The following is a 26744-nucleotide window of genomic DNA, read 5'->3' as shown; positions in this document are numbered from 1 at the left end:
TTACATAACTTTTTGCAATAAACTATCCATATTCAAGTTTTGATATTCTTGATATTTTTCGTCCACAAAAGCTTTAATTTCACTTTCAAACCTTTCCCTTGAAAATTGCAAAGCGTGTTCCCGTATTTCTTTTGGGTTGAATGTTAGGGTTTCAAAATAAAGTATGGCATCTCTTAAGCTTTGAGCTGTTTGTTCCTTAAAAAAAACGCCTGTTTTGCCATTACAGACCGTTTCCAACACTCCTCCTTCGCCAAAAGCAATTACAGGAGTTCCGCAAGCTTGAGCCTCCACAGGTGCAATCCCAAAGCCTTCAACTCCTACTTGAATAAAACCTTTTGCTTTACTTACGTATTCATTTACCTGATTTGATTCTAAAAAACCTGTGAATAAAACATTACTACTTGCCTTTTTTTTAAGTACTTCATAATTATCTCCATTCCCTATAATTATCAAATTGAAATCAAGATCCTTAAATGTTTCTATAAGAATATCGAATCTTTTTACCGAAACAATTCTTCCTACAGAAACATAATAATTTTCTTTTTCCTCGACTAAAAAAAAGTTACTAAGATCCACAGGCGGATAAATAATAGTGGCTTCTCTATTGTATTTTTCTTTTACCCATTGCTTTACAAAATTTGAATTTGCAACAATAAAATCTGGGTTTTGAGCTTGCTTTACGTCCATTCTTCTCAAAATAGAGAAAAATGGTTCAAATAAAAATCTGAAATTGCCAAAAAACAATTTGCTGTCATCCCAAATGTAATTAAAATTTCTAGCCTGAAAATAACTGATATGGAGCTGTTGTTTTGATGACTTTCGTATTCCTTTTGCTACTGCATGAGACGATGAAATAATTATGGATATATCCTTATCTACAACTATTTTATTGATGGAATAGTGAAAAAATAAAAATAAAAATCTAAAATTATTGCTCAAAAAGCGAATAGGAGTTTCTATTATCTCTCGTTTCTTGTTTTTGTAAATTTTCATTAAATCATTCTCTTTCATCACATTGACCAAGGTGTAGGTTTTCCCGAAAGAAAACACATTTTCCAGAGATGCAATTACTCTCTCGGCACCGCCATACTTATCTAGCCAATCGACTACTAATGCTTTTTTCAAAGTAATTTGTTTTGTTAATAAAGAAAAGCGAGTTAAAAAAAGTAAAAAAGACAACTCCAATCTGTCTGTCAAACAAATTCTCGGTTACTAATCCAATCAAAATAATAAAAAGGAAAACGTGATAAATCAGGTCTTTAGTATTTACTCCCCAAAAAAGAAAAATTAAAAACGCAATCAGACCAAAGACACCATATTTTAAACAAATGTCTATATACTGATTGTGTGAATTATATTCAATATGGCTATAATCATCGTAATTTTTATAAGTATACCCAGAATAGCAATCGTCTAATTGTTTTTGAACATTCCCAGGTCCTACCCCTGTAATCCAGTTTTCTTTTAGAATCGTACTTGCACAATGATAAATACCATAGCGGAAATTTACCTCGCTTGAGTTTTGATTTTTATTGGGTAAAATAAGTTTCGAATTAAATACATCATCTATTCTTTTTTTAGAAGATGGTACTATAAAAACAGTTAGAAGCAGCAGAAAGAACCCGGAAATAAATACAATTCTAATGCCTACGGTCTTTGTCATTTTAAAAATTAAAAATAGAGAAACTAACAAAAATGAAAACAAAGCCAATCTGGCGGCGAAAGCTACCACCGAAAACATCAATAAACTTATCGCTAATAGTCGGATGCCATTTAAAATTGAAACTTTTTTTTTACTAAACAATATATCTTTCAAAAGCATTAAACTCGAAAAAACAAATAATATCCCTAAGTAAGGCAAGTGAATTCCTGAGACATCACTAAATATGTTTCTTATTGTTGGGTTATAATAATTATCGGCTGCCATGATCTCAGCATATCCTTTGGACAGAATAATAATCCAGATGTAGGAGGCTAATATTAGATTGCTAAATATAAAGCCATATAACGCTTTTTTTAAAGTATCGGGGAAAATAAAATCTTTGTTCACAATCATAAATAAAGGAAACAAAAGGAAAGCAATGTTTTTTTCAAGAAATCTTGATGCTAAAGCACGGTCATCGATAAAGACAAAGGAAATAACAAAGGCAAAGTAATAACTCGTCAAAACAACCAAATTTATACCGTCTTTTTTAGTAATTGTTTTATAGGTTTTCTCAGTAAAAAGAATAAAAATGGAAAACAAAGCCCAAATGATTATCGTAAACACACTCTTCTTTAATCCTAGAATTGGAAAAACAGCTATGAGTATTGTCAAATAATTGTATATTTTTATCTTGTCTTTAAACATTCCTTAAATTCCTTTTTTAAAATTGATAAATAATTAACGTTGAGCAAATAACTTTGTGCAGCACTAACTTTTACATGCTTTTCTGCTGGACTTAAATTAAAAACAGCCAAAATTGATGTAATGAATTCTGTTGGAGTATTGGCTTCAAAATACATTTCTCCATCTAATCCAATTCCTTCAGCACCTATTGTAGTTGCTATCAATGGCAATCCATTTACAATTGCATTTATAGATTTTAATTTTACTCCGGTTCCGTGGAACATTGGATTAATAAAGACCGTTGATTGTGCATAAAATAAATCTAGTTCTTTGGCATTGAAAAATAACTCAATATTTGAATAGTGATTTAATTTCTTTCTAAAGTAATCTTCGGTAAACTCTCCTGTACTACCAACAATTATTAATTTGTAGTTTTCCTCCTTTACTAAAAATGGATGGACAAAATCTAAGTACCACAACAATGCTTCAATGTTATTTGGCATAAATAAAGCACCTATAAATAACACTGTCTTACTAGACAATTCCTGTTTAAGAAATGGGTCGTTTATTGGTGAAGGCAAATGGGTCGATTTGTATCCCATAGAAGTATTCAGCTCATTTTGAACCAATTCCTCTTTTGATATAAACCAAAGCCTGTCTGCTTTAGAAAAAATATTGAATGAAAAATAGTTGTATTTAAACGATTCCTGAAAATAATACAGTTTGTTAAAAAATGAATGGGTACTATAGGCTAGTTCCCTGAAATATTTTGATTCGTTATTGTGAATCCTAACGATAACTTCATCGGTTCTAAGGCTTTTGTTTTCTAGTATTAACCCAACACATTCTGATTCTAAAATGGTGTAATTGTATTTTTGATGCAACACAACATTTTTCAATTCATTTCTGGAAATTACCTGTAGCGGTTTTAAATTAAAAAGGTCTAGCAGCCTGTTCTTTCTTTCAACCAAAAACAATTCTTCGATATATGTTTTTACAAAATCAATATCTTCCTCTTTTGGGATTGTTTTACAAGTACATATTAAATCTATCTCAAAACCAAGGGATTTCAAGCCTTTGATTCTTTCAAAAACGTCATAAGCACCACCAAAAAAAGAGGGAAATGGAAAAAAACTAGATACAATTAAGATTTTATTCTGCGATTGGGGTTTCATTACTTATTCTGTTTTGCATTACATCTAAAAAGGCCATTAAAAACCAAACCTCATATTTTATATGGAAAGTAATGTAAATAGATCCCGCTAAAATACTAAAGATTAAAGGAACTTTAAGGAAAAAAAAAGTAGGGTTTTTTACTTTGAAAAAAAAGAAGACTCTTTTTATGAAAAATAGATAATAAAAGACTAGAAACCCTATACCGCCATATATTAAACCATCAAAAAACTCCGTTTTGGTAGACAGTCCTTTTGCCGATAGAAGATAGCCTTTTATTTCATTAAGATCTAAAGTACTTACCCAGCTCCCATTTATGGTTTCTCGTATGGTTTCAGGGAGATAGTAAACAAAGCCACTCCAACCAACGCCAAAGGGATGCGTCAAAAATATTTTTATTGCAGACAAATAGGACGTAAAACGCGTTCCAAAAGTTATACTAGTATGTATTTGACTTTCGATGGTTGTTTTTAAAACTATAAAAACAAAAACAGTTACAATAAAAACAACGGGGAGCAATACAAGAGCAATCTTTCTTAATTTTTTGCTCTTAAACATATAACTAATCGTCATCGGTAAAATAGACACTAAAACTAATAACAAATACCCTTTGGATTCACTTACTAAAGTGTAATACAGAAATATAAATGCCGAAATACTATAAACCTTTTGTTTAGTCCGTTTAGAATACTCCAAATAATTTACCAGAAATACAGGAACAAAAACAAAAAAAGTCAAAACTGTTCCAGCCCAACTTTCTTCGGCTGTCAATAGCCTAACCCTATAATATTTAAAAGGATCAACATGTAAAAAGGACAAGAAAATTGTTGTTGTTTTTAAGAAAAAAACTTCGAATAAGAGGTAAATAGCAACGAGCACCTGAAGACAAAATATAGCTTTAAAAAGATAGTTTAGTGTGTCTTTACCCCTGCTTAAAATACTATACACAAATTGATAAAATACCAAAGCTGATAAGGGATAAACGCTCATTTTTATTGTTTTGAGTATAAGATTCTCCTTCAAAAAAATGAGTGACCCGTTTAAAAAGTAAAGAATCGGCATAAAAACCAATGAAATAAGCATCAAATACAACACATAATAAATAAAATATTCGGTGTAATTGGATACCATAATTTTCTTGAGGCTCATTAAATAAACAAGCATCAGAGGAATGACAAAAATTATTGGGGAACGCGCAATTTCACCAAAAACAGTAACCAAAGGAAAATCTTGGTAAATTGCCAAAAATAGTATTCCAAAAAGCAATATCGTTATTGTATTTATCCTCATTTCTGTACTGTGATTTTTAGCAATTCTAATCCTAACCTAATTTTCCCTTTACGGATTCGATTTAGAATCAACGCTAAACTAGAAAAATAAAAATTGAACCCCAATTTGAAATGTTTTTTTACAAATAACTTTCTACTTTTAAAGATCGTAATCTCTGAAAAATAACTCTTTTTTTGGGAATCATAAGAAGAACCTATGCTTGCGCCTTCTTTATGATACACTATCGATTCTAGGCAGCAATCAACATCCCAGCCCTTATCTTTAGCACGATATGTCCAGTCGAGTTCCTCATAATAAAGAAAAAAATCTTCGCACAGCATACCAACATCTTTTATAAATTGTAATGGAACAAACATTGATGCCCCTATAACATAATCTATTTTGATAGAATTATTCTTTTGTAAAACAATAGATTCCCCTTCGCAAATATGAGATGGAATATAATGTCTTTCATTAAAATTTCCGCCAATTGCCTGAATTTTGTCGGGTTTGTGATAATAGACTAGCTTACTTCCTAAAATTCCTATTCCCTTATTTTTGGGTTTTGACAAATACAAAATTTGAGCACTCAGCGCTTCTTTATCAACTACAGTGTCATTGTTTAATAGCCAAATATACGAATCTGGAGTTCCAAATTTTAAAACATAGCGCAGAGCAATATTATTCCCAGCCGCAAATCCATTGTTCTGATTGGCTTTTACAAAAACTATTTTATGGTTTAGCTCCTTTTCTAAAAATTCATTTTCCGATGTTGTACAAAAATCTACTGGTTTTTGCTCCAATGGAAAAACAAGATTTTCGAAAGCAGTTTCTTTTACTTTTACTGTAAAATTTCCTAAAGCCCAATTGATTAAATTTTCAAAAGGCACTAGCGTCTCGCTGTTATCAATCACTATTATTTGAAAATTTTCATAGTGTAACTTCAATACACTCTCTAAACACTCCATCGTGTCCAAAAAGCCATTGTAATTTAAGAGTACTATATAAACTTTGTTTGCCATTTAATTCTAGTTCAATTTTTGGGTTAAACTCTTTATTTTAATGTTGCTTTTATAAAATATTGGAGGCTCAAAAACTGCTCAAAAACACCAAAAGTCAATTTATTCAAAATTGTTTTCATAGAAGAAGTATGTTTCAAATTGGATTCGACTTTAACTATTTCTAATTCATCAAATGAACTCACAAGTTGAATCATATCTTTTTTACAGTAAAATCGCAGATGTGTTCTATCAAAAATTCCACTATCAGCATATTCAAAACTACCTTTTAAGAAGATTTGAGACAACGCTTTAATGTTTCTAATATTGGGCAAACTGATATAAAAACTTCCGCCTTTTCTTAAACAAGGAATCAATTTTTGAATTGTTTTTTCAGGATCAATAAGATGTTCCAGTACATCAGCCAAAATAATAACGTCAAATTCTTTTTTATCAAAAGGACTTAGTTGATTCTCTATATTTCCAATAATAAAACAGTCGAATTTTTCTTTATTGGGATTTATATCAACTATGTCAAAACCAGAAATTCGATTTGCTACACCTCTTTTCTTTAATTCTAATAAGGTTTCGCCTGTTCCTGCACCAATTTCCAAAACATTTAAATCTTTCTCATTTCCTATAAAAGAAATAATATCCTTTCTAACAATTGAAAAATAATCATTGTTTTTATCTAAATAAGATTCTTCCATTTTTCTCTATTTAATCTTTAAACTAATTGCTTTTAAATTTATACCATACTTTACGCAACAATAGCCTATTATTAGGGATGAAATTATTGTTTCTATTAAAAAAACAGCAATTAAACTGCCTTTTAAATGAAACATTTTTGTAAAAAAATAACATCCAAATAGCATTAATATGGAACTAAGGGATAAAATTATTGACAATATCTTTTGCTGATTTTTATAAATCAAGAATTGATAGAATGGAATATTTATCGCAATTACAATGGGCACAATTATAAAACCTGAATAAAAAACAATCAAGTCATATGTTTTACTATTCATTACTACAGTGTTCAGAATCGTGATTCCAAAAACGAGAATAGAGAATATTCCAATTAATAGTAGCAAAATGTTTATACTGTTAACCTTTTTTAAAAATAAAATTCCATTAGATTTATTTTCGGTATAAGTACTGCAAAATTTAGGAAAACTCACATTGAAAAATACCGACAAATAGCTTCTAAAAACGCTTAATATCATATCCCCTATTTTGTATATCCCTGCATAATAATCTCCTAATAAATACCTAATTATTAATATTGGACACTGAGTATAAATAGAAATTGAAATATTGGATATCAGTATTGAATATTCATTTTTAACATACTCTTTGAGTAAATAAAGATCTACCTTAAATAAACTGAGGTTATAAAAACTATACATTTTAAAGTAAAAAAAAGAATAAACTAACGTATTTGAAACTCCAAGCAGAAACAAAACATAGATATAATCATCGCTCTTTTTGACTAAAATAAAGACCAGAAGGATATAGATAGATTTTGAAAAAAAAATAAGCCTGTTTACGGAAGAAAACTTCTCCAGACCTTGATAAATCCATGTTATGTTAAAAAACTGAGCTGATAACATGAATAATCCTAAAAAATAAAGATTGCTTTCTTTTATGTCAAAAACTAAAATAGTTAAACTGACAGGGACCAGCAGGACAAAAAGAATAATTAATTTAAATGAAAATGATAAATTCAAATAACTTCTAATTTTAGAAAAATCATTCTTATTGGCACTAATTTCTTTAACACCCAACAGGTTGGAACCGAAGTCAACAAACAGTCCTAATAAAGTAAAAATAGACAGTGCCACGCCAACTTTACCCCAATTTTCAATACCACAAACCGAAATTACTTTAGGTGCAACTAATAACGGAGCAATTAAATTTATTAATTGTCCTGAACCATATATTAAATAGTCTTTAACTGCTTTTATTTTTTTTTCTATTTTCATTTAATAATGAAATACCAAAAGGAACATTATTGTTAAAGTTCCTTTACTATTTCTAACTATATATTTAGGCTAACTGTATAACTACAAAAAAGTTGCGTTTTATTGAATTTAAATCGTTGAAATCAATACATAAAACAGATTGAATACCCGACCAAGGAGTTTTCTACAATTAAATCTCTTGCGCTTTCACAGATTGTTTTTTATAAAATGAAATGAAAAAGTTAATAAAAATAAAAAGCCCAACTAAAACTAATGGTAAAAGATAAATTAACTTTCCTTGTATTGATTTGTATTTTTTTGTATTTAAAACCATCCCGCTTTCTTTAATGATTTTATCAGCACTGTAAAGTTTTAATTTTAATAGGCCAATCTGATCAGATATAGAATCTTTGGTTTTAATAACCTTATCTAGATCAATATTTTCGTTATAATAAACTAATTTTTGATTGGCTGATTGACTTGTAGCAACTGAAAACTGATTTAAAATGCCATCAATTTGAATAATAGTTGCTTCTTTTATCTTGATTTGATTTTGAATATTCTGAAGATTTATTTTTTTAAATGCATCATAATAGGAACTTTTATTCAAAAAATTTAATATTGGGTCTATCATGTTTTTTGAGGAAACTACACCATTGGTATTTATTTTAATAGAATGAAAATTATAGTATTTTCTTAAAGTAGTATCTTTTACAATGGATTTTAAACCTTCATTTGCTTCCATTAAATTTAATAATTGAAACTCTTTGTCTTTCTCATTAATCAGATCATTTACATTTACAATCGGTTCAACAGAAATAGAAGCGATTTGTAAAGGATTTTGAATCCCAATTGATTTTAAAAACAAGGTATCTTGCAATGCTATTTTTGAGCCTAAAAGATCAATTTTTGAATATAAATATTCGGTTGATTTGAAATTTGGGACTACTATAATTTTTTGATCATAACTGTTATTTGACTTTTGCAAATACTTTCCAACAACAACCCCAACAACGACCAAAACAACAACAACAATTGCGTTTTTTACAAAAAAACGAATCATTTTAAACAACAAAGTATTAATCCATTCGAAGAAATGTCCTATTCTGCTAAAAACCGTTAGCAAGTCAATTTCTGGATTATCTTCTCTTTTTGCACTCATGCTGTGTTTTTATTTTATATTGAAAATTTGTTCTAATATTTTAATGGTAATCAAATACGTAGGTTTTACACCTGTGGTTCCCAACCCGCCTGATGCCAATGTACTTCCTGTTTCTAATGGATTATCTGATGCATAATAAGCATATCGTACTTTGATGTCGTGAGGAACGCTTTTTCTGATTTTAGAGGCCGATTGAATGGCTTTTTGGTAATAGGAACCTTCCATTTCCAATCCTATAACGCCCCAAGTCGATTCGTGAAAAAACTTCAACAAGTCTCTGTTTTGCAACGATGTTCCCAAAACCGTAACCATTGGTCCAGCAAAAACTGCAATGTCATTGCCTTCAAACATGTCTGCAGTCAGTTCATTTTCGAAAAAATAATTATCTGCCGTTCCCTCATTGATATGGGCATTCGGAATCATGATATCTCCTTTTCCCCCTTCTAAAATTCCCGCTTTTCCCATAATGGAAACCGATTCTACACGAAGCAAAGTTTCTTTTTTGTACGGTTTCAATAACTCGTCTATCGTTTCATAAGCTTGCTCACCAAAGGCATAATCCATAACGACAAGAACAGGTTTCTCTTCCCTAAGATTTGCTGTTGGAAAAGAAGTCTTAGTCCAATCTATTTTGGCTGTATCAAAAATTTGCACATCAATGTTGGTTCCAGAAGTATCTGGTAAGGCAATCATTCCTTGTTTTAATGCAACGGCTTCCACTAGATTGCGAACTTCATGCGCTCCCGACTTGCTCAACTCTTCATAAATAAAGAAATCAGATTTGTCTTTGAACTTCGTTTTCAAAATGGGTGTGGCAAAAATAGAATTCATCACCGAATGCATGTTGGCACTAATCACATGAATGGGTCTATCCAACAATTGATTGGCTTTCAAAACTTCCTTGATGTTGGTTGCCCAAATCTCACCATGAATATGATGTCCCAAACGCTCTCTGAGAATAGGACTAAACGTAATGGTTCTTTTATTATTGTCCACAACTTCTTCTATAGCCAGTTTCCCCAACCAATAAATCACGTGCAAAAAGCGATCGGGCGCTGCTTCGGTTCCAAAAGCATCGTATATATCCAAGACTTCCTCGAAGGTTCTTCCTAGAATATTGGCAGCATGAGAAATGGCCTTCTCTTTTTCTATAAGACTCAATTTTTTACTTTGAGAGACTGCCATTTCCAATTTTTCCCAATCACGGGATACTTCGCCAGCATCGTCCAGTAAAACTCTATTCTTGATTTTATGAGATTCGATGAAAATAAACGTCAAATGCGTCAGGATATCATAAATGTCTGATCGTCCTCGAGTGATTTCTACATTCATTTGCTCTTCGTCAATTCGATAGCAATTGCGGCGTCTTTTTGGCGGTACTATCGCTTTAAAATGTGATTTGGAATACCCTTCATCCGAAGTTAAATTAATAAAACGGCACTCCTCGATTCCAACTGGAAGACGCTCAATAACATATAAAAGTCCATTTAATTCCACTTTCTCTTCGGCAATATTTCCATAAATTTCTGGTCTTAAAGCCAATAAGGCCTCTCTTAAGGTGTCCCCAGAAATCCCCATAGGTTTATAAAATCCTCTATTAAAAAGATGGCGCATTGTGATGTACATTTTTTCAATGGCTGCCGATGATTCTTGTGCTCTGGATCTGGATATATTTTTAGTCTCTTTCATTTTTTATAACTTTATAACGCTCAAATGTAAGGATTTTGTTCTTTTATTTTAACCCCTTTAGATTTAAAACTTCTTTAGATTTGCATTAAATTAAATACTCAAAAAAATTAGCTGAATTGATAACCGAAAAAGTATGATTTGGGTATTGATTTGAAAAAGTTTTAGTCAATTTTACCTTTGTATTTGGATTCCATTTTATTTCGAAAGTCCTCAATTGGCCATTTTTTTCGATTATTAAATCAATTTCTTGTTGTTCTTGGGTGCGCCAAAAATAAAATTTTTCAAACAGTTCGTTGTATTCACTCCCTTTTATTAATTCATTTATGATATAATTTTCAAACAAATTTCCTTTATCTTTTCTGGTTTCAAAAGGAGAGAAATCGTTGATAATCGCATTTCGAATGCCTAAATCATTAAAATACACTTTCTTCCCTTTTTTAATCTCGTTACGCTGATTGCTATGAAACGAATTTAATCTATAAATCACAAAGGATTGCTCTAATAAATGAATATATTCTTCGACAGTTTCACTCTTTATTCCAATTAATTTTCCCAATTCGTTGTAATTTACTTCGCTCCCAATTTGCCAAGCCAATGCTTTGAGTAAATCTTGCATTTTTTCAGGTTTTCGTATTCCTTTAAACATCAAGACATCTTTGTATAAATAACTATCGGATAACAATCGTAATATTTTTTCTTCGCTATTCTGAGTGGTTACCACTTCTGGGTAATAGCCAAAAACCATTCTATGGGGAAGCATTCTAAGTTCTTCCAACATCCCTATTTCATTTTTCATTTCTACAAAAGATAAAGGAAATAACTTGTGTTCAAACTTGCGACCTGTAAGCGGTTCATTGAGTTGATTTCTCAATTCAAAAGCACTGGAACCGGTTGCAATTACTTGTATTTCCGGCAAATGATCCGTAATTAACTTCAGTTTGCTGCCAATATCGAGTATTTTTTGTGCTTCGTCTATGACAACAAATTTATTCTTACCAAAAAAAGCCTGCAAACGGGTAGCGCTGGCGTTATCAAAAATTAAGGATACATCTGGATTTTCCGCATCAAGCCACAATACATTTTCTTGATTTTGAAGTGTATTTTTAAGTAATGTGCTTTTCCCAACTTGTCTAGCACCAAGAATTATTATCGCTTTTTGTTGAAAAAACTCTCGCTGAATAGTAGCTATAATGGTTCGAGTAATCATTTTTTTAATTCAAAAATACCTAATTTTTCCGTTATAAAGGAAAAATAAGTACTTTATTTTCCGTTACAACAGAAAATAAAAGGTTTTTATCTTTTATATGCTCAATAAATCAACAATACCCCTATCATTAGATAATCTTGGAATTTTATTCTGTCCTCCCAATTTTCCAATAGATTTCATATAATCTTGAAACCCATTTTTGGTCACTTTGGTAATGACCAATTTTTTCAAAACATGTCCTACAATCAAATCATCATAATACATGTTTTGTTTGCGCATGGCATTGTCTAGCGCTTCCGCAAAAGTGTCGCTGTCCTCTGGTTCGTTTTCAAATTCGATAAACCATTCATGATAAGGCAATCCTTCAATGGGTGTGATTTGAGGCGCTACAGTAAATTCATTCACCCTTACTGTTGTTCCTATCATAGCTTCCTGCAAAGCGCATTCGACTTCTTTCCCTATAACATGTTCTCCAAAAGCCGAAATGTAATGTTTAATACGTCCCGAAACGATAACACGATACGGTTTCAAAGAAGTAAACTGAACGGTATCGCCGATATTATACCCCCAAAGCCCAGCATTCGTCGAAATAATTAAAACATAATTAACCCCCAGCTCTACTTCGCCTATGGTATGTCGTTTTGGGTTTTCCGTATAAAATTCTTCACTTTTTATAAATTCAAAAAAAATTCCAGCATTCAGCAACAGCAACATTCCCTTTTCTTTTTGAGAATCCTGGTAGGCGAAAAATCCTTCGGAAGCGGGAAATAATTCGATGCTATCTACTTTTCTCCCAATTAAATTCTCGAATTTAGCTCTGTAAGGTTCGTAATTAACTCCCCCGTAAATAAACAGATTAAAATTTTTGAAGATTTCGCCCACTGGTTTAGCTTCGCTCCGTTCGCCTACGGCTCGGGTTCCGGCTCTCTGCTGTAGTTTTTCAAAATACATTTGTACCCAAGAAGGAATTCCCGAAATCACGGTCATGTCTTCCTCTATGGTTTCATTAACAATGGCATTTACTTTGGTTTCCCAATCTTCAATACAATTGGTTTCCCAAGAAGGCAGTCGGTTTTTTTGTAAATATTTTGGAACAAAGTGCGCCACAATCCCGGACAAACGTCCCAGTTTTATTCCGTATTTTTCTTCAAGAATAGGACTTCCTTGCAGGAAAATCATTTTGCCGTTTACAAAATCGGCTTTTTTGGTTTCATGTATATAAAGCAAAATCGCATTTCGGGCTGCTTCAATATGATACGGCATCGATTCCTTAGTCAACGGAATGTATTTCGCACCTGATGTGGTTCCTGATGTTTTGGCAAAATAAAGTGGTTTGCCTTTCCAAAGTATATTCTCCTCCCCTTTTATAACTCTATCTACATATGGTTTTAAGTCTTCGTAATCACGGATAGGAACTCGTTTTGTATAATCTTCGTAAGTCTTTATCGCTTCAAAATGATGGTCTTTCCCAAATTGAGTCTGTTTTGCGTCTTGTATTAAATTCAAGAAAACAGTTTTTTGGGTTTCTCTAGGAGTATTGGCCCAAGCCTGTGTCTTTTTATAAATTTTTTGTGCAAATAATCTTGCTGCAACCGATTTTAGTGACATTGTATTGGACTTTATTTTTAAAATTGTGGTCTTATTTTTTAATTCCGAAACTATCCAGATTATTTTTTAGGGTTTCGGCTCCTCCCCTTCGGGGAGGCTGCGAGGGGATTTTCCTCTTGCGCTACTCTTTCCCTTAATTCCATTTCTTTTTTAGAAGGCGATAAATTCACTGGTTCTGGTTCTTCATCAGCGCTAGAAAGTATAGAGTCTTTGTTGAATTTGGTATATTCTAAATCGCCATTTAGCACTTTTTGAATCGATTTGATATAGGCTTCATTTTTCTTTAAGGCAAAAGATAGAGAATCTGATTTTAATGCCAGAACCGTGGCATCTCTTTTTAGCTGAGAAGACGAATACCCGGGGATGAATTCTCGTAAAGGAGTAAAGGCTATCAAAACGGTTGTAATCAAAATCAAAAAAATGGCACTTAATGAAAGTGAAACAAAAACACTCATAATGTTTAGTTTGAAAGAAAAAATTTCTTCAAAAGTATTCTCGTTCAAAATTATCAATCGGTTTTTGATTAATAATTTATCCAAAAACTTTTTTCTTTTCAATCGATTAGTTGACATACTTTGAGTTTAAGTCACAAATATAATAATTAAAAGCGTTGCCAACACTAGCCTCTTTTAAGTAGCATGGCATTCACGTTTAAAAATTTTCGCCACGAATTATATCGCGGGGAATTTTTAGCCACGAATTCCATAAATTTACACGAATTTTTTTTTCTTATAAATTAAAGGAATTCGTGCAAATTTGTGGAATTCGTGGCTAACTTTTTTAAAAGCGAATGCCTTGTTTAAGTGGTTGTACGGTTAACCAAACTATTTTATCAAATATTTAACGCTATCAAAAGTAAATAAATGAATCAAAATGAATGCCTATTAAGTTATTCTATATACATTTGCACATTAGATTCATTACAAATTTGCTACGGCATTAAATATTCAATCATGGGAAGATTTGGAGTTACAGAAATCCTTGTTATTTTGGCAGTTGTTTTATTACTTTTTGGAGGTAAAAAAATTCCAGAATTAATGAAAGGTTTAGGAAGCGGTATTAAAGAGTTCAAAAACGCAGCCAAAGACGAACAGCCAGCTGATAAGAAAGAAGAAAAAGAAGAAGAAAAAAAATAAAAAAAAGGCTTTTCGATACCGAAAAGCCTTTTTTTTGTGTTTTAAATTACCATTGTCAACTGAATCCGTTTTCGCTCTTCATCCACTTCCGTCACTTTGACCTGAACGTGTTGGTGTAATTTAACCTCTTCGTTTACATCGCTCACAAAACCCTACTTTGAGTTGGGAAATAGGAACCAAATCGCTTTTTTTATAAACTCACGAAGCAATTATTGACTAATTTGAATAAATTTCAAAAATATCATTTTCAATATAATTAACAAATTGGATTATTTTGTCTTTGTTTTCCAGTATTAAATCGACTAATTTTTTGGTGTCAAGATTATAGGTTTTGAGATAAATTAATTTGGGTGGTGCTTTTCTTAAAAGGACAATTTTCTCAAAATCATCGTCCTTGCTTATTATTGTAAAACCATTTTTTTTAGCATAATTCCAAATAGAAATATCAGTGGCTGGTTGTGTAATTTTTAAATCGGATACATGAATTATCTCTTCGGAAATTGACACAAGCATTTTTATCATTCTCCAAGATAAATTTTCGTCTAACAATAACTTCATGATGCAAATGAAATCTTAGTCATACTGTCTCTATAGGCAGCAAACGAAAGTGTTGCCACTATTTTTTCTTTATCCAAAGAAGGAAAATCTTCAATAATTTCTTCAATTGACATTCCCGATGCAAGATAAGATAATACATCCGAAACTGTAATTCTTGTACCAGTAACACACGGTTTTCCGCTTCTAATTTCTGGATTTATGCTGATGTGTTTTTGCCAATTTTCCATGATTGATTCTTTTGTCATTCAAATTTAATCTATTTTTTTGATTTTTCTTTAAATAACCATCGTCAACTGAATTCGTTTTCTATCCTCATCAACTTCAACAACTTTTACAGTAACGTGTTGGTGTAATTTAACCACCTCATTGACATCGCTCACAAAACCCGCTTTGAGTTGTGAAATATGAACCAATCCGCTTTCTTTTACCCCAATATCAACAAAACAACCAAAATTGGTAATGTTATTGACAATTCCTGGTAGAATCATACCGGTTCTAACATCTTTTATCGATTTTACATTAGGGTCGAATTCAAAAACCGTGGCTGCTTTTCTTGGGTCCAATCCCGGTTTCTCCAATTCTTTAATGATGTCCTTTAAAGTCAATACTCCAATATCGGGTGTAATGTAATTTTCGGGTTTAATTAAGGCCGTTTTTTCTTTATTGGCAATCAAATCATTTACCGTTAATTTCAAATCTTTGGCCATCTTTTCAACAATTGCATAGGCTTCCGGATGCACCGCCGAATTGTCCAATGGATTCTTGGCATTCGAAATTCGGATAAAAGCTACTCCTTGTTGATACGCTTTCTCGCCCAAACGAGGTACTTTTTTGAGTTGTTTTCTATCGGTAAAAGGTCCGTTTTCAGAACGATAGGTTACAATATTTTCGGCCAGCTTCTCTCCTATTCCACTCACATAACTCAACAAATGTTTACTCGCGGTGTTGATGTTGATTCCTACCGAGTTCACACAACGAATTACTGTATTGTCCAGTTCTTCCTTAAGTTTGTTTTGATCTACGTCGTGTTGGTACTGCCCTACTCCAATCGCTTTGGGGTCAATTTTTACCAATTCGGCCAACGGATCAGACAATCGTCTCCCAATAGAAACCGATCCTCGAACCGTAACATCATAATTAGGAAACTCCTCTCTCGCAATCTTCGAAGCCGAATACACCGAAGCCCCGGCCTCCGAAACGATAAATACTTGAAGTGGCTTATCAAAAGCAATTTTCTTGATGAAGAATTCCGTTTCCCTCGAAGCAGTTCCGTTTCCTATCGAAATCGCATCAATTTGATACGCATTAACCATCGAACGAATTTTTTTCATTGCCATGGCTTCCTCCTTTTGCGGAGCATGCGGATAAACGGTTTCATTGTACAACAAATCCCCTTTTTCGTCCAAACAAACCACTTTACATCCCGAACGAAATCCAGGATCAATCGCCAAAATTCGTTTTTCTCCCAATGGTGGTGCGAGTAAAAGTTGTCCCAAATTATTCGCAAATACCTGAATTGAGTTAGCATCTGCTTTTGCTTTGGCTTCCTGCAACGCTTCATTTGAAATTGCTGGATTCAACAAGCGTTTGTAACTATCCTCAATCGCCAATTGAATGTGTGGCGTGGTGGCGTTATCGCCTTTTATAATTAATTCGTCAATAATATTGTAAGCATCATCAATTTCAACATCAACTTTGAACTTGATAAAACCTTCATTTTCGGCACGCATAATGGCCAATAATCGATGCGATGGTGCTTTGGTCAACGGTTCTGCCCATTCAAAATACTGATTGAATTTTTGGGCTCCCTCCTCCTCTTTTTTGGATTTAACGACCTTTGTTGTTATAGTCGCTTTACGTTCAAACAACCGTCTGAGTTGCTTTCTGACGTAAATGTTTTCATTGATCCATTCGGCAATGATATCTCTTGCTCCTTGCAAAGCTGCTTCTTCATTGATTACATTTTCATTCAGATATTGTGTTGCTAAGAAATCAACATCATCCTTGCTTTGAGCCATAATGATCTTGGCCAAAGGTTCCAATCCATTTTCACGGGCCACATCGGCTTTGGTTCGTTTTTTCTTTTTATACGGCAAATAAAAGTCTTCCAATTCCTGTAAATCAAAACTTTTATCAATTTTAGCAAATAAGCTCTCGTTCATGGCTCCTTGCTCCATAATCGATTTTAAAATTGCTTCTTTGCGTTTTACAATAACTTCATACTCTTTTTGAAATTTGGCAATATTCTCAATATAAACTTCATCCAGATTTCCCGTTTTGTCTTTTCTATAACGAGATATAAACGGAATCGTACAGTCTTCCTGTAATAATTGAACCGTGTTTTGAATGTTGATCGTTGCTGTGGCAACGTATTTTGAAATGAATTGTAAGTTGGTCATTTTTTATGCTGTGATTTTTATGGTGTAAAAATAGAAAAAGGAATGCATTTCTATTCGTTTAATTCCTTTTTTGCTGGTGGTAAAAAATTCTCCCCAGTCACTACACTTTTTCCGGTCTTATCTTCCAGGGCAATACGGGCATTTTTGGCAATGGCTCCTCCTTTTTTGCTTGCTTTTGCATTTTCAATAAGTCCTTTGGCTTCGTCGCTTTCGGCTATTTGTCTGGTGGAAAGTTCAGCCAATGCGGTAAAAATTAATTCGGCTTCACTCATATGATCTCTTAGATTTTGAGTTTCCAAACCCTTAACTTCTTTGTGTTTTTTTACCGATAATCCTGTCCATTCTTGATGAATGATGTTCGTCAATAAAGCAAACTCGTCCTGCTTTTCAACACCGCTTTCTTTCCAATAGTCAGTCAATTTATTACGTGTCTCCTGCCCCGTCATTCGTTGCTGAATCCATTTTTCGCTTCGACCTAGTTTTTGCCAATTTTCACGGGCGCGATCTAAACTTTGAGCGGGATCTGCCAATTCTTGCATACGTTCGTACCCAACTTTCGCCAACCATTGTTTGAAAGGTTCTGCTTTTGGAGAGGGAATGGATTGGATTAATCTTAAAAGTTGTTCAGTATCAGCTACATCTGTAGTTCTTTGTTTCCCATCTGTTGCTTCCATTTTCAACTGTCCGATTTTATCGGACACTTCACTTCCCTCTTTTAAAAGTTTAGCTTTTAAATCTCCCCAATATTTTCTGGGTCTATCAGTTCCTGTCAAAATCTCAATTACATCGATAACCGAGAAATACCAAATTTCTTTTTCAGCATCGTAATGGCTTCGTACTTTTTTTTGTTCAAATAATTTAATTGGGCTCATAATTTATACATTTTTAAGGCTTCAATAAAGACTCTAAATATAAGAAAAATAATAAACTTCTGCTATCTTTGTACCTTATTTTTATAGCAATGACATTACTTTTATATTTGTTTTTTCTTGTTAATTTGATAGCTTTTATTACAATTGGATATGACAAACGACTGGCTATTAGAAACAAAAGAAGAATATCCGAAAAAGCACTTTTAACCTGGGTCGCTTTAGGTGGAACCATTGGATCATCGCTTGCGATGTCGATTTTTAGACATAAAACACAAAAACGGAGTTATTTGTTAAAACTTGCAGGAATTGTAATGATTCAGATTTTAATTGTTTATTTTCTATTCAAAAACAACATCATTAAACTATAAAATCCAAGTAATTCTCTTTGTTAACAACCTCAAAACTCGCTTCCGGATACGCTTTTGCGAAAGCGCCCGGAATTTTTACTTTTCTGTTTCCATTCCATTTGAATTCATACGCACGAAGCAAACCGTTTTCTTCTTCTAGCCAATCCAGTTCTTGCTGATCGTAGGTTCTCCAAAAATAATTACTTACCAAATTCTGATTGTAGTTTTGATATTTAATACGTTCCGAAGCCAGATAATTTTCCCATAAATCGCCCACATCGTTTCGGGCATCTAAACGGCTAAAATTACCAATGATTCCATTCCGAATTCCATTGTCATAAAAATACCATCTATTAGATTTTGTAATTTCTTTACGCAAATTTCTACTAAAACCGGGAACTTTATAAATCACAAAAACTTTGGAAAGCAGATCCAAATAATTTTCTACTGTGTTTTTTGAGATACCCAATTGTCGCGCCAATTCCTGCAATGAAACTTCTTTACCCACCTGAAAAGCAATCAATTTTAAAAGATCAAAAACTTTATTAGATTGTTTAATTCCTTCAAAAACAAGAATATCTTTTAATAAATAGGAATTGATTATTTCATTCAGATAATTTTGTTTGTCTTTCCAATCCGAATATTGTTCCAACTCGGGATAACAGCCAAAAAGCAATCGTTCCTCAAGTTTTCCCACTGTTTCTTTATAGTTTTCGTGCTTCGAAAATTCTAATTGTGCCAATGGAAACAAATAAATGGTGTTTTTTCTACCTACCAAGGGCTCCCCTAATTTGTTGCTCAAATCAAAAACCGAAGACCCGGTAGCTATAATTTTGATTCCATCGATGCTGTCCACAATCAATTTTAGAATCATGCCAATTTCTGGAATGTTTTGTGCTTCATCAATTACCAACAGTTCTACGTTTGCCAAAAGCCGTTTGTAATTGTTCACTGAGCGCTCTTTTAACAAATCGGCATCTTGAATATCTTCTCCATTAAGTTGCAAATAGCTTTCTTTTGGAATCGTTGACAGATAATTTTTGATGAAAGCTGTTTTACCTACTCGTCTCGCTCCCAATAAAAGCAATACTTTGTTAGGTAAAACCTTCTTAGTAAATAAAGTAGTAATCCCTCTTTCTAAAAAAAACATCGCTTATTATTTTTAATTATATCAACAAATATAATCAAAAAACGTTAATTCAGTCAGTACACTGACCGAATTAACGTTAATTCAGTCAGTACACTGACCAAATTACTACTTTTTTAATCCGTTAGAAACAAAAAAAGCACTTATTTCGAAAGTTATAATTATCGAAATAAGTACTTTTTTTAAATTTATCTAAAAATAAATTAACACATTTTACTAATCTTATCCACTCTATTTTGGTGTCTTCCTCCCTCAAATTCTGTAGTCAAAAAAGCATCAACTATTTCTACAGCCTGTGGAATAGAAGTAAAACGAGCTGGTATACTTATAATATTAGCATCATTATGCAAACGAGTTAAAACAGCTATTTCTTTCATCCAACAAAGACCGGCGCGAACTTTTGGGTATTTATTTACTGTCATCGCAATTCCGTTTCCGCTTCCACAAACAACAATACCAAAATCAGCTTTTCCTTCAGAAACATCTGTGGCAACTGGATGGGCAAAATCAGGATAATCAACACTGTCAACAGAATCGGTTCCGTAATTGGTTACTTCATGTCCTTTTGCTTCAAGCATAGCAACAATCGCTTTTTTATAATCTGGACCGGCATGGTCATTTCCTATGGAGATTTTCATTTTTATTGAGTTTGATTTTTCGATGCAAATTTAACCAAAGTTATTTATATACAATGCAAAAAGCGTTTCTCACTTTTATAACTATCCAATCTATACTAATTATTGAAAGTCATTGATAAATAGAATTATAAATAAAAACCTTAAAGTTGATTCTGTTTTTATTTCTTTAGGTCAAATTTTAAGATCTAAATTTCTAACCTTTACGCTGCGACCATTTTTTAAACAGAATTTCAAACTAATTAAGGTAGAAGCCTTTATTTTAAAAGTAAAACACAACTACTTGATTATTAGAAATTCAGCAGGTTATCAACATAATGATAAATTTACAATAGACTGTAAATCAATAGGTAGTCTGTAATTAAAATGTTAATTTTTTGAATTGTTAATAGCAAAACCTAACTACTTGATATTCAGTTAACATTAAGTTAACAAGAAATGTTTATAACTTAAGATAGAATATTAGAAGTTTTTTTTGGAAAATAGAATAAAATAAGTAATCCAAAACCCACTTTAGAAATCCTAATTTAGTTTGATGAATTTTTAGAAAAGTTATCAATACTTAAAATTGGTTTTTCAACAAAAAAATAGAAATCACTTATTTACAATTTATATAATTTTTGAATTGTTAACAGTTGTTAACTAAACTTGAAAAAGCCTTTAAAACTAAATATTTACGCATAAATAACTATGTTGATAACTCAATATAAAGTGACAAAACTTCATTTCAACATATTTTTTCAGAAATTTATAGCAACTATTAACACCCTATAATAACCATAAATAAATAATTTAAATTTAAATTTTCTTTTTGTTGTATTTAATATATGTTGACAACTTTGATTTTTTAAAACAAAAAAAATGAGAAATTAGCGAATAGCTTTTAGTGATTAGCTAAGTGTTTCGCAATAAATGTTTTTTAGAGTAGGTAAAAAAGCGAATCACTCTTTACTAATCACTGATAGCTGACTTTTTTATCCCTATAGTAAAGTTATTATTAGTTTAAAACTCTTGGCAGAATAGGGATTAGTGGATACTATTTTGTAATTTTAGACTTTTAAGAAAAAGATATATGAGTAAAAGATTAAGAAAGCCGATAAAAAAAGAGAAAGATTTCTCAGATAAAATTATAAAAATATTATCGCAAAGTGCCAATAAAGCCTTTAATTACAAGCAAATAGGAGCCAAATTAGAATTAGACGATACCCAAAGTCGCAATCAAATTATAAAGGATTTAAAGATTTTGGCCGCTTCCAAAAAAATTATAGAATCAGAACCTGGTAAATATTTAGTAAAAGCCGAAAGTAAAGAGTATTACGAAGGCAAAATTGATATGACAGGTCGTAAAACTGCCTATTTTATTTGTCCTGAATTTGAAGAAGACGTTTTCATTCCAACCAATAATTTGAATCACGCTCTAGACAAGGATACCGTAAAAGTGTATGTTTATAATAGAAGAAGTGGTAGAAGAGCTGAAGGAGAGGTAATTGAAGTGGTTGAAAGATACAAAACCGACTTCGTTGGAGTAATTGACATTCAAAAGAATTTCTCTTTTGTATCGACAGCCAATCCAAAAATGTACACCGATATTTTTATTCCAAAAGACAAAATAGGGGAGGCGGAGCAAGGAGATGTAGTTTTAGTCCATATCGAAGATTGGCCTTCAAGAGCCGATAGTCCTTTTGGAAAAGTGGTAAAAGTTCTTGGGAAACCTGGAGAACACGATACCGAAATTCATGCGATTCTAGCCGAATATGGCTTACCAGCTGAATTTCCTATTGAAGTGGAAACCTTTGCACAGAAAATTGATACCTCGATTGAAGCCAGTGAAATAGCCAAACGTCGTGATATGCGCGATACGTTGACTTTTACCATTGACCCAAAAGATGCCAAAGATTTTGATGATGCTTTGTCTTTCAAACCATTAGAAAACGGAAACTACGAAATCGGAATTCACATTGCCGATGTGTCGCATTATCTCGAAGAAGGAACTATCTTAGACGATGAAGCTTATCAAAGAGCAACATCGGTTTATTTGGTGGATAGGGTAGTGCCTATGTTACCGGAAGTGCTTTCTAATTTCGCTTGTTCGTTGCGTCCCCAAGAAGAAAAATATACCTTCTCGGCCATATTCGAAATTTCCGAAAAATGTGAAGTAGTCAATCAGTGGTTTGGTAGAACGGTAATTTTCTCTGATCAACGATTTGCTTATGAAGAAGCTCAATATATCATTGAAACGAAAGACAATACCATTCCAACCGAAATTTCGATTACAGGAAGTTCGTATGTAGTTTCAGATGAAATTGTTGCTGCTACTTTAAAAATGGATGAACTGGCTAAAATTTTCCGAAGAAACAGAATGAACGAAGGAGCTATTTCTTTTGATAAAGTAGAAGTTAAATTCAATTTAGATCCAGAAGGAGAACCAGAAGGTGTTTATTTTAAAATTGCTAAAGATGCCAATCATTTGATTGAAGAATTTATGCTTTTAGCCAATAGAAAAGTAGCGGAATTCATTGGTAAACAAAAGAAAACATTTATTTATAGAATTCACGATGAACCCAATGAAGATAAACTTTTTGCAATGCAAAGCGTAATAGCTAAGTTTGGTTATAAAATCGATTTCAAACAAGGATCTATTTCTCAAGCTTTGAATAAATTAATGGAAGATGTAAATGGTAAAAAAGAACAGAATCTAATTGATACTTTAGCCATTCGATCTATGAGTAAAGCCAAATATTCTACCGATAACATTGGTCATTATGGTTTAGCATTTGATTATTATTCTCATTTTACGTCGCCTATCCGACGTTATCCAGATGTCATGGTGCATCGTTTGTTGCAGTTTTATTTGGATGGAGGAAAATCCGTAGATGAAGAAACCTATGAAACGAAATGTTTGCATTCCTCAACAATGGAAGGTTTGGCTACCAATGCCGAAAGAGATTCCATCAAATACATGCAAGTAAAATACATGCAAAACCATCAGGATCAAGAATTCTTAGGAGTTATTTCTGGAGTTACAGAATGGGGTATTTATGTTGAAATTATAGAGAATAAATGCGAAGGTATGGTAAGAACCCGTGATATAAAAGAGGATTATTACACTTTTGATGAAAAACAATATGCTTTAGTAGGCGCAAATTCCGATCGTTTATTACAACTAGGTGATGAGATTTATGTAAAAGTAAAAAATGCCGATTTAGTTAAAAAACAATTGGATTTCAATTTTATAAAAAGAAACGAGTAAGATTTTAAAATAAGCATAGTAACAATTAAATTTTTTTAAGAGATGAAAAGAATAATTTTAGTAGGTTTCCTATTTCTAGCTCAATTCACTTTTGCACAAAAGACAATAGATCTCAAGGAATTTGACGATCTAAAAGTGTTTGATAAACTGAATGTTACTTTGATTGCTTCTGCTGAAAATAAAGTAGTTATCACAGGAACCAATCAAAATGATGTTGAAGCAGTAATTAAAAATGGGCTTTTAAAATTAAAATTGCCTTTTACAAAAACAATGTCTGGTGAAGCGATAAAAGTGATATTATATTTTAAAAAGTTACAAAGTATAGATGCTAATGAAGGGAGTATTGTAATTTGTGCCGATACTTTTAAACAAACTAGCTTGGATTTAAACGCTCAAGAAGGTGCTAGGATTACAGTTGCTATAAAGGTGGATAATACGTCAATTAAAGCGTATTCAGGCGGTATTATCAATTTATCAGGTAAAGCCACCACTCAAGTGGTTTCGATTAATTCTGGAGGTATTTTAAAAGCGAGTAGTTTAGAAACTTCTCAAACCACAGTAAGAGTTTCTGCTGGTGGAAATGCCGAAGTAAAAGCAAGCATATTGGTCGATGCTAAAGTAAAAGCTGGCGGGTTTATTACTATTTATGGTAATCCAAAAGAAATAAGGCAAGAAACCGTTATGGGTGGAAGTGTTATTCAGAAATAATAAATAATTTATAAATTTTTAAAGTCATTTTTTAATGATAAACGATATTTTAACTGGGGTTCCTTGGGGAGTTTTATTGAGTTTTATGATTGGCCCTGTTTTTTTTATTTTACTTGAAACAAGTATTATTAAGGGATTTAGAGCCGCTTTGGTGTTTGATTTAGGTGTAGTTTTGGGAGATGTTTTTTTTATAGTAATTGCCTATTTAGGAAGTTATAAATTGATTCAAAGTCTGAATGATAATTCTTCTTTATTTATTTTTGGTGGTTTTATTATGATATCTTATGGTTTTGTTTCTTTCTTAGGGATTAAAAAAGAGAAAAAAATGAATACTAAAACAATTGATAATGAGATTATAAAGAAGAACTATCTCGGTCTTTTTCTAAAAGGTTTTTTTCTAAACATTATTAACATTGGTGTTCTTGGTTTTTGGTTGGCAGTAATTATTTCTGTGGGACCAAAATTAGAAATGGAAACTTCAAGAATATTTACGTTTTTCATCTCGGTTATCTTAACGTATTTAGGTATAGATTGTATTAAAATAGGCTTAGCCAAGCAATTAAAACACAAAATGACACCAACTAATATCTATAAAATAAAAAGAGGAATTAGTGTTGTTTTAATGATTTTTGGAATAGTTTTAATTTTTCAAGGTTGGTTTCCAAAAGAAAAACAAATGGTAAAAAATGCATTTGAAAAAATAGAGTAGAAATTTTTGAATCAAAATTTATAAAAAAGAGACTGTAATTAGTCTCTTTTTTTATATTAATAATTAGCCTATTTTAGTGAGATTGCTTCGTTCCTCGCAAAGACTTAACGCACGTCTTTGCGAGGAACGAAGCAATCTCACTCGCTAAATTTTTTAATTTTTATAAAATAGAACTTGTGGCATAGTATAGATTCGAACATTATATTTACCTAATTTTTTCTAAAAATGAGACATAAAAAAAACGGCTGAATTACTTTAGAGGTTTTAGAGTTATTGTCCGGATTCGAACATTATATTTACTTCATTTTTTCTAAAAATGAGACATAAAAAAAACGGCTGAATTGCTTTAGAGGTTTTATAGTTATTGTCCGGATTCGAACATTATATTTACTTCATTTTTTCTAAAAATGAGACATAAAAAAAACCTCTAAATTGCTTTAGAGGTTTTAGAGGCATCGTCCGGATTCGAACCGGAGTAGGAGCTTTTGCAGAGCCCAGCCTAGCCGCTCGGCCACGACGCCATTGTTGAACGGATGGCAAAAGTAGTTTAAAATTTTAAATTTTAAAAGTTAAATCTTAACTTTTTTTTATTTTTATACGAATAGTTACAATTTAAAATAGCGCTCTTCTTCCATTTCTATGGTAACGGCTTCAACATCACCACCAATAGGAGGATTTATTTTGGACACTGCTACTTTTATTTTTGATATGGCTTCTATTTCAACCAATGCTCTTACTATTATTCTTTTGGTTACATGTTCCAATAAATTAGAACGAATAGCCATTTCTTCTACCACAATTTGATTTAAATGCACATAATCTACCGTATCTTTCAAATTATCCGATTCGGAAGATTGTTTTAAATTGGCTCTTATTTCTAAATCTACACTGTAATCAGACCCAATTTTACCTTCCTCGATTAAGCAACCGTGGTAAGAATACGTTCTGATGTTCTTTAATTTTATTGTTCCCATTTGGTTTATTGTTCAGTCTAATTTTTTGAATATATAAAGATTTTAATCTTTAATTTTAGTTGTTCTTGGATCTTGATAGTCACAAGTTACGGCTTGAATATAAACTAATTTTTCTTTTTCATCTACAGTAAAATGTATAGTGTAAGGGAAATTTTTTAAAGGAAGCTTACGAACAATATTATATTTTTCTTCAAAAAAAGGAAAGGTTTTCAAAGTTTCTACATAGTCTTGAAATTCATTAAAAAATTTTGTTCCTAATCCTTCAGAAATTGATTCATAGTATTCGGAAATTTCATCCGCTTCTAAATCTGCACGAACAAGAATACTTATTTCAAATTCATTTATTCCATTTCGCATTCAATCTTTTTTTAGATTCTTCCCAACTTATGTAATCTTCTGGTTTTGCATTTTTGACCCTATCTATAACCATTTTTTCTATAGAACGATTGTATTCCTCTTGACTTTCATCAATTTTTACCTCAGGAACATGCTTAAAAAATTCTACGAAAGAATTATAAAATTCGTCTGGAATTGTAACGGTTAATTGTTTCATAACTTCAAGTATTTATACAAATGTATTAAAAATTACAATCTGTTTTTTCTTTAAAGT

Annotated in this window: 26 protein-coding genes, 1 tRNA gene and 1 pseudogene; 5 read left to right on the top strand and 23 right to left on the bottom strand. The window is 32.0% G+C overall.

All coding sequences use genetic code 11. From position 1 onward, the window contains the following. The 12 genes from FNW52_RS02865 to FNW52_RS02810 form a co-directional block, all read right to left on the bottom strand. Complete coding sequence (locus FNW52_RS02865) at positions 1 to 1125, bottom strand: glycosyltransferase (RefSeq protein WP_143375919.1); 1125 nt, start codon at positions 1123 to 1125, stop codon at positions 1 to 3. Beyond that, entirely contained in the window at positions 1091 to 2350 is a 1260-nt protein-coding gene (locus tag FNW52_RS02860; protein ID WP_143375918.1) for an O-antigen ligase, read from the bottom strand. Before FNW52_RS02860 ends, FNW52_RS02865 begins: the two co-directional genes overlap by 35 nt. After that, on the bottom strand, positions 2332 to 3504 hold the full coding sequence (locus FNW52_RS02855) for a glycosyltransferase (RefSeq protein WP_143375917.1): 1173 nt from the start codon (positions 3502 to 3504) through the stop codon (positions 2332 to 2334). The genes FNW52_RS02860 and FNW52_RS02855 overlap by 19 nt, the downstream gene beginning before the upstream one ends. Beyond that, entirely contained in the window at positions 3482 to 4792 is a 1311-nt protein-coding gene (locus FNW52_RS02850) for an O-antigen ligase family protein (RefSeq protein WP_143375916.1), read from the bottom strand. Before FNW52_RS02850 ends, FNW52_RS02855 begins: the two co-directional genes overlap by 23 nt. Next, a complete protein-coding gene (locus tag FNW52_RS02845; protein WP_143375915.1) occupies positions 4789 to 5793 on the bottom strand; it encodes a glycosyltransferase family 2 protein in 1005 nt (334 codons plus the stop codon). The genes FNW52_RS02850 and FNW52_RS02845 overlap by 4 nt, the downstream gene beginning before the upstream one ends. Before the next feature lie 32 nt (positions 5794 to 5825). Next, on the bottom strand, positions 5826 to 6479 hold the full coding sequence (locus tag FNW52_RS02840; protein ID WP_143375914.1) for a bifunctional 2-polyprenyl-6-hydroxyphenol methylase/3-demethylubiquinol 3-O-methyltransferase UbiG: 654 nt from the start codon (positions 6477 to 6479) through the stop codon (positions 5826 to 5828). Positions 6480 to 6485: 6 nt separating this feature from the next. Beyond that, positions 6486 to 7754: an oligosaccharide flippase family protein gene (locus FNW52_RS02835; protein ID WP_143375913.1), complete on the bottom strand. Its 1269-nt coding sequence runs from the start codon at positions 7752 to 7754 to the stop codon at positions 6486 to 6488. Positions 7755 to 7923: 169 nt separating this feature from the next. Then, entirely contained in the window at positions 7924 to 8796 is an 873-nt protein-coding gene (locus FNW52_RS02830) for a hypothetical protein (protein ID WP_143375912.1), read from the bottom strand. A gap of 108 nt (positions 8797 to 8904) precedes the next feature. Next, positions 8905 to 10584 (bottom strand): hypothetical protein, encoded by a 1680-nt coding sequence (locus FNW52_RS02825; RefSeq protein WP_143375911.1) that lies wholly within the window; start codon positions 10582 to 10584, stop codon positions 8905 to 8907. A gap of 85 nt (positions 10585 to 10669) precedes the next feature. Further along, complete coding sequence (locus tag FNW52_RS02820; RefSeq protein ID WP_143375910.1) at positions 10670 to 11791, bottom strand: ATP-binding protein; 1122 nt, start codon at positions 11789 to 11791, stop codon at positions 10670 to 10672. A gap of 93 nt (positions 11792 to 11884) precedes the next feature. Further along, positions 11885 to 13399, bottom strand: a complete 1515-nt coding sequence (locus tag FNW52_RS02815) for a GH3 auxin-responsive promoter family protein (RefSeq protein WP_143375909.1) — start codon at positions 13397 to 13399, stop codon at positions 11885 to 11887. 59 nt (positions 13400 to 13458) lie between these two features. Continuing rightward, positions 13459 to 13971 carry a peptidase gene (locus FNW52_RS02810; RefSeq protein ID WP_143375908.1) on the bottom strand — a complete coding sequence of 171 codons (513 nt, stop codon included), beginning with the start codon at positions 13969 to 13971 and terminating at the stop codon, positions 13459 to 13461. A gap of 381 nt (positions 13972 to 14352) precedes the next feature. Here FNW52_RS02810 and tatA point away from each other — a divergent pair, with 381 nt between their 5' ends. Continuing rightward, complete coding sequence (gene tatA, locus FNW52_RS02805; RefSeq protein ID WP_143376251.1) at positions 14353 to 14535, top strand: twin-arginine translocase TatA/TatE family subunit; 183 nt, start codon at positions 14353 to 14355, stop codon at positions 14533 to 14535. A gap of 41 nt (positions 14536 to 14576) precedes the next feature. Here the strand turns inward: tatA and FNW52_RS21270 are convergent. The 5 genes and pseudogenes from FNW52_RS21270 to FNW52_RS02780 all read right to left on the bottom strand — a co-directional run. Beyond that, positions 14577 to 14727: pseudogene (locus tag FNW52_RS21270) on the bottom strand (S1 RNA-binding domain-containing protein); the annotation flags it as partial. Between the two features lie 24 nt (positions 14728 to 14751). Beyond that, entirely contained in the window at positions 14752 to 15093 is a 342-nt protein-coding gene (locus FNW52_RS02795; RefSeq protein ID WP_143375906.1) for a DUF5615 family PIN-like protein, read from the bottom strand. Next, positions 15090 to 15320 carry a DUF433 domain-containing protein gene (locus FNW52_RS02790; protein WP_143375905.1) on the bottom strand — a complete coding sequence of 77 codons (231 nt, stop codon included), beginning with the start codon at positions 15318 to 15320 and terminating at the stop codon, positions 15090 to 15092. The genes FNW52_RS02795 and FNW52_RS02790 overlap by 4 nt, the downstream gene beginning before the upstream one ends. A 48-nt stretch (positions 15321 to 15368) precedes the next feature. Further along, positions 15369 to 17492 (bottom strand): Tex family protein, encoded by a 2124-nt coding sequence (locus FNW52_RS02785; protein WP_143375904.1) that lies wholly within the window; start codon positions 17490 to 17492, stop codon positions 15369 to 15371. Between the two features lie 50 nt (positions 17493 to 17542). Continuing rightward, positions 17543 to 18364: a BRO family protein gene (locus FNW52_RS02780; protein WP_143375903.1), complete on the bottom strand. Its 822-nt coding sequence runs from the start codon at positions 18362 to 18364 to the stop codon at positions 17543 to 17545. A gap of 89 nt (positions 18365 to 18453) precedes the next feature. Here FNW52_RS02780 and FNW52_RS02775 point away from each other — a divergent pair, with 89 nt between their 5' ends. Beyond that, positions 18454 to 18732 carry a DUF1294 domain-containing protein gene (locus FNW52_RS02775; RefSeq protein WP_143375902.1) on the top strand — a complete coding sequence of 93 codons (279 nt, stop codon included), beginning with the start codon at positions 18454 to 18456 and terminating at the stop codon, positions 18730 to 18732. Here FNW52_RS02775 and FNW52_RS02770 read toward each other — a convergent pair. Further along, positions 18722 to 19861 (bottom strand): ATP-binding protein, encoded by a 1140-nt coding sequence (locus FNW52_RS02770; protein WP_143375901.1) that lies wholly within the window; start codon positions 19859 to 19861, stop codon positions 18722 to 18724. The genes FNW52_RS02775 and FNW52_RS02770 overlap by 11 nt on opposite strands. A 200-nt stretch (positions 19862 to 20061) precedes the next feature. Beyond that, positions 20062 to 20496, bottom strand: coding sequence for a ribose 5-phosphate isomerase B (gene rpiB, locus FNW52_RS02765; protein ID WP_143375900.1), 435 nt, complete (start codon positions 20494 to 20496; stop codon positions 20062 to 20064). A 1069-nt stretch (positions 20497 to 21565) separates the two neighbouring features. Between rpiB and rnr the strand changes: the two genes are divergently transcribed. From rnr to FNW52_RS02750, 3 genes are read left to right on the top strand one after another with little or no spacing between them, the layout of a single operon-like run. Continuing rightward, on the top strand, positions 21566 to 23743 hold the full coding sequence (gene rnr / locus FNW52_RS02760; RefSeq protein ID WP_143375899.1) for a ribonuclease R: 2178 nt from the start codon (positions 21566 to 21568) through the stop codon (positions 23741 to 23743). A 42-nt stretch (positions 23744 to 23785) separates the two neighbouring features. After that, positions 23786 to 24451 (top strand): head GIN domain-containing protein, encoded by a 666-nt coding sequence (locus FNW52_RS02755; protein WP_143375898.1) that lies wholly within the window; start codon positions 23786 to 23788, stop codon positions 24449 to 24451. 34 nt (positions 24452 to 24485) lie between these two features. Then, the gene (locus tag FNW52_RS02750; protein ID WP_143375897.1) at positions 24486 to 25160 is read left to right on the top strand and encodes a LysE family translocator; all 675 of its coding nucleotides are present in this window, start codon (positions 24486 to 24488) and stop codon (positions 25158 to 25160) included. A gap of 450 nt (positions 25161 to 25610) precedes the next feature. On the opposite strand, the gene FNW52_RS20645 is transcribed toward FNW52_RS02750, so the two are convergent. From FNW52_RS20645 to FNW52_RS02735, 4 genes are all read right to left on the bottom strand, one after another. Beyond that, a tRNA-Cys gene (locus FNW52_RS20645) sits at positions 25611 to 25681 on the bottom strand. 84 nt (positions 25682 to 25765) lie between these two features. Continuing rightward, entirely contained in the window at positions 25766 to 26134 is a 369-nt protein-coding gene (gene folB, locus FNW52_RS02745; RefSeq protein WP_143375896.1) for a dihydroneopterin aldolase, read from the bottom strand. A 42-nt stretch (positions 26135 to 26176) separates the two neighbouring features. Beyond that, positions 26177 to 26491, bottom strand: coding sequence for a hypothetical protein (locus FNW52_RS02740; protein WP_143375895.1), 315 nt, complete (start codon positions 26489 to 26491; stop codon positions 26177 to 26179). Next, entirely contained in the window at positions 26472 to 26687 is a 216-nt protein-coding gene (locus FNW52_RS02735) for a hypothetical protein (protein WP_143375894.1), read from the bottom strand. The genes FNW52_RS02740 and FNW52_RS02735 overlap by 20 nt, the downstream gene beginning before the upstream one ends. Between the last annotated feature and the right edge of the window lie 57 nt (positions 26688 to 26744).

This window comes from Flavobacterium sp. ZT3R18, assembly GCF_007097385.1.
Classification (GTDB): domain Bacteria; phylum Bacteroidota; class Bacteroidia; order Flavobacteriales; family Flavobacteriaceae; genus Flavobacterium.
This window is presented reverse-complemented; position numbering and strand designations above follow the sequence as displayed.